Source organism: Planktothrix sp. FACHB-1355 (assembly GCF_014748295.1).
GTDB lineage: Bacteria > Cyanobacteriota > Cyanobacteriia > Cyanobacteriales > Aerosakkonemataceae > Aerosakkonema > Aerosakkonema funiforme_A.
In genome coordinates this window covers 1-4,406 of sequence record NZ_JACJUP010000549.1, presented here as the reverse complement: position 1 = coordinate 4,406, position 4,406 = coordinate 1, and the positions used below count along the sequence as shown (strand labels likewise).

Genomic DNA, 4,406 nt, shown 5'->3' with positions numbered 1-4,406 from the left:
TAGAGGAAGTTTCTCCCTACAAAGGCGATTTGGAGTGGGACGGTATCAACACAATGGATGAAATTCTAGAGTTAGTGGGTTATTTAGGTCGAGCAGTTGCTAAAATTCATTGTGTCTCTGATGTAGATAGCGATCACACTTTAGTGCCTTTCCAAACAGAAGAAGCTATTCATGGTGTTCTGAAGGGTCGGGAGGATAAGTTTGTGGATGCAATAGTGAAGTTCGGCGAAGAATATGGCGAGGTTGTGCGCGATGACCATCGACTGTTTGTCGATGCTTTCCGCAATCATCTATTTCCAGGATTGTAGTTTTTTATCTGGATCGATCGCCGTAAGGTAAAAAGAAACCAGGTTTCTTGAACAAACCTGGTTTCTAGGGCGTATTCTTCCCACCTAAAACTACAAATTAAAGCCTGAGACTGCACATTTCGGGTCGAGTGCTGCGGACAATACTCGCACGAAATAAAGGCTCGTTTAGAGTAGGCATCACACCCATTTCAATCTTCAAAGATGAGATTTGTAAATATTTATCTAAGATAAATTGCACTAGATTTTTATTCAGGATTTCCCAATAGTCTGTTTCGTTCGCGTAACTGATGAAAAAATTATCGATATCTTTTTTAACTGACATCAAATCTGGGTAGTCTTTTTGGTCGATCGCTTCTGCTGTCAAGCGATAGGCAACTTTCAGATTGAGGATAGCTCCTCCCTGATGTTGAATTGCGTAGTTTGGCAGTTTAAATGTAAAGATTTCTTCGTGTCCATTGCATTCGGGAACAGTTTCAGATATGGAGGGTAATGTAAATAGATTGAAGCAAAGCATTAAGGCTATAAAAAAAATCAAAAATTTGCGAAACATAGTTTTTGGATTCGGGGTACAAAGCTCAAAAAGCGCGTTATTCAATAATTTTATCGTCCGATCCTAAATCCGCTCCCATTGCTAAGGGCATCAACGCCGCTACGCGATCGCCCCTGCATAATACATATTTTGATATTTTTGTCAATTTATTCTAGTGGACTGGCCCTCCAGTAACTGCACTTTTTCACTCTAATTCGGTCAGCATTTCGATCGTACTGACGCGAAAACCGCAGGAAGAAAACAACTTTCTTGCTGCTTCGTTAGGTGCAGCCGTGTCGAGTCGAATTTGTTTGACACCCATTTTGTTAACAAATTCGATCGCCTGCATTACCATCTGTCGTGCAATCCCTTGCTGACGATATTCTGATTCAACCCAAATATCGTGTATAAAAGCATATTCCTTGAGACGATAAATTGGTATTTCCCGTTCTACCGTTGCTACCAAAAATGCCACCAATTGTTTTGATTCAGGCGCTTCCGTTTCAGCGACTAAAAAAACGGCGCGATCGTCTGTGGCTATTTTACTCAACCAGCGATCGTATCGCCATTCTGGATTTGGTAAAAAGCCATATTTGGCAGCATCCCAATCTTCGTGCAAAGCACAAATTTTGGCAACCATCGGTAGAACTGCGGGTACATCAGCGGGTGTCGCGGGACGAATTATCATAAGAGGGAAGCAAAGGTGTAAGTTAAGTTTCGCTATTCCTCAACCCAAGCTACCGCGTTTTCAGATCGGCGACGAAAGTAAATTTTCTCAAAAGTGCCGCATTCTAAACGATTACCTGAAACAGCAACTTCTTCGCCATCTATCCAAGCTTGCTGTGACTCAAACCCGTGCAGATGCACCTTCACACTTTGGTAAGGGAAAGCAAAATCGCCTTCCTGTTCCCAGGTTAAATCTAATCCTTCCTCAAATAACACGATTCGGAATACATCAAAGCGCGATTCTCCATAGCCGTCACCCGCATCGCCGTACATCCATCCTACGGAGTTTCCCTGCACGGGTGGGTAGAGATGCAGAATTAGTTGCTTGGCTTCTTCCATTGGCAGAATAGTGCCGGCTTTTACCAAAAGAGGGATTTGCTCTAATGGTGCTTCCAGATTAACTTGCTGCGATCCTTCCAATAAAGCATCATCCCAGAAATTATACCAATGTCCTTTTGGTAAGAGGAAATTGCGCGATCGCACCTCTGCCTCAAAAATCGGACATACCAGCAGAGAATTACCCAAAAGAAAAGCATCATCCACATCCCAAAGCCGAGAATCCTCACTATCAGACCAAAAAACCGGACGAACGGGAGGATAACCCTTCCGGGACGCTTCCCACGCCAAAGTATAGAAATAAGGCATGAGTCGATAGCGCAATTGCAAGAATTGCCGCATGATACTCAGATAAGGTTCGCCATAACTCCACGGTGCGCGATGGGAAACGTTATTTGAGGAATGAGTCCGGAAAAATGTCAGAAAACTCGACATTTGGAACCAACGGGTGTAAAGTTCCGCACTGGGATTTCCCTGAAAACCGCCGGTATCTGGGCCACTGTAAGGAATTCCGGACAGTCCCAAACCTACTACCGTTGACACGGTAATTCGCATCGCCTCCCAGCTACACTCGATATCGCCAGTCCAAGTCCAACCATAGCGCTGCAAACCTGCCCAACCGGCACGAGAGACGATGAAGGGGCGTTGGTGAGGTCGATGGTGGGACAAACTTTCGTAACCGGCTTTAGCTTGCAGGAATCCATAAAGATTATGGGCTTCGCGATGGTCGCCGCCTCTACCTTCCATATAATGCTGGGTGGGTTTGGGAAGAGAGCGATCGCCCCATAAAATAAAAGCAGCCGGTTCGTTCATATCGTGCCAAAAGCCTGACACGCCGACATCCAGTAGATATTCGTACTGGCGACTCCACCACTGGCGAACGACTGGGTTGGTGAAATCGGGGAAAACGCACCAACCCGGCCAAACTGGGCCTGTAGCCAGCTTGCCGTTGGGTAATCGGCAAAAAGCTTCCAATAGCTGACCTTCCAGGAATAAGTTGCTGTGGCGGCTGTACTTGATGCCGGGATTCATAATTGCGATAAACCGCACGCCTTGTTTTAGCAGTTCCTTGGTAAAACTGGGTAGCTTGGGAAAGCGATCGGGATCTATAGTAAAAGCGCGGAATCCCACTTGAACGTCAATATCCAAGTGAATCGCACTCAAAGGTAAGTTATGTTCCTCAAAAGACCTCGCTTCGGCGCGGACAGCCTCTTCAGTACGATATCCCCAGTGAGATTGATGATAGCCCAAAGCCCAACGGGGAGGTAGGGGGGCGCGTCCGGTCAACTCTGTGTAGCGTTCCAACAGTTGCGTGGGTGTGCCGCAAGTCACGTAGTAACGCAGCGAACCCCCCTCGAAGTCTGCTGTCGCCATATCCCCCAGAGTAAAAGTGGCTTCGTAAGAATTTTCGTAGAAAACTAGGTAACTGCCTTGCTGGTGCATACCCCAATAAACTGGTATACACAAATACATCGGATCGGAACCTACACCGTACATCCCGGCAGCATCGTAGTTCCACATCCGATATTGAGCTTCCAGTCTGCCGTCTTTGGGGTTACGCAGGTTGAGCGGAAAAGCCCGTTCTCCCAATCCGTAGATGTTTTCTTCTTGACGCAGTAATGCTTGATGAATCCACCCTTCGGCTTTGCGCTGCGGCGGCATTTCTTCCCGCACGATCTGTCCGGTAGCATCGCAGAACTTCACACTGCCATTGATGCCGACGATGACTTTGAAAGTATCGCTCGATACGCTATAGCTATCTTCAGCTTCGTCTAAATTTGTTTCTACTTCCGGCCATTGGTGGCGGGCAATTGCGTAGGGGACGGGAGGTATACCCGGTCTCCAGGCAAGCCGGACTAAATCGGCAGTCAGAAAATATACTTCCAGTTCGGCTCGCTCGAAGTAAAAGTAAGCACCTCGGCTGCTTTTTTCAGCGCGGATAAGTTTGCCGGGGTTATCAAAAGCTTCGTCGGATTGGGGAGGCGGGAACTGCTGTTCGATGCGATCGCGTTTAAGCGAGTATAAGTATGCGTGTGGCGCAAAACCCAAGTAGAATAGGGTTCCTGTAAAATACTTCCATCTTTGCGATATTTGCTTCCAAAAATTCATAAAGCAATAGTTAGGGCCAAGATTTTGACCCGTGTAAAAGTTCGTTTACACAGTTAACTTTTTTAGAGCAAAACAAATTCTGGCTCAAAAGCTCATCAATCTTGAGTAAGATTTTTTTCTACTACTGTAGCTGTAGAGGTAATTCATGAATTACCTCTACAGCCTAAAGTCCAAATAAAAAACCCCTGCTGTCAGGGGCATCAACAGAGTGCATCTACTTAATTAAAAGGTAATTCCCGATCGGTACTCGGCAGTTCACACAAGTGGGTGAAATTTACAGAAAGAAACCAAGTTTATCTGAAAAATTATTATTGGCAACGATAAATAGGTTGTGTTGAAATATTTATGCAAAAGCTTATGCCTGTTTTGCTTTGATAACAAAAAATATTTTTTTTATG

Annotated in this window: 4 protein-coding genes; 1 reads left to right on the top strand and 3 read right to left on the bottom strand. The window is 45.5% G+C overall.

Annotated features, from left to right (window positions below; translation table 11 throughout):
- Positions 1-308: DUF2252 family protein (locus tag H6S82_RS20400; protein WP_191056626.1), on the top strand; the 308-nt coding region annotated here is incomplete at its 5' end.
- A 97-nt stretch (positions 309-405) separates the two neighbouring features.
- On the opposite strand, the gene H6S82_RS20395 is transcribed toward H6S82_RS20400, so the two are convergent.
- The 3 genes from H6S82_RS20395 to H6S82_RS20385 form a co-directional block, all read right to left on the bottom strand.
- The gene (locus H6S82_RS20395) at positions 406-858 is read right to left on the bottom strand and encodes a hypothetical protein (RefSeq protein ID WP_190464922.1); all 453 of its coding nucleotides are present in this window, start codon (positions 856-858) and stop codon (positions 406-408) included.
- Between the two features lie 184 nt (positions 859-1,042).
- On the bottom strand, positions 1,043-1,525 hold the full coding sequence (locus H6S82_RS20390; RefSeq protein ID WP_190464921.1) for a GNAT family N-acetyltransferase: 483 nt from the start codon (positions 1,523-1,525) through the stop codon (positions 1,043-1,045).
- Between the two features lie 32 nt (positions 1,526-1,557).
- Positions 1,558-4,008: a glycoside hydrolase family 31 protein gene (locus H6S82_RS20385; RefSeq protein WP_190464920.1), complete on the bottom strand. Its 2,451-nt coding sequence runs from the start codon at positions 4,006-4,008 to the stop codon at positions 1,558-1,560.
- Positions 4,009-4,406 lie beyond the last annotated feature (398 nt).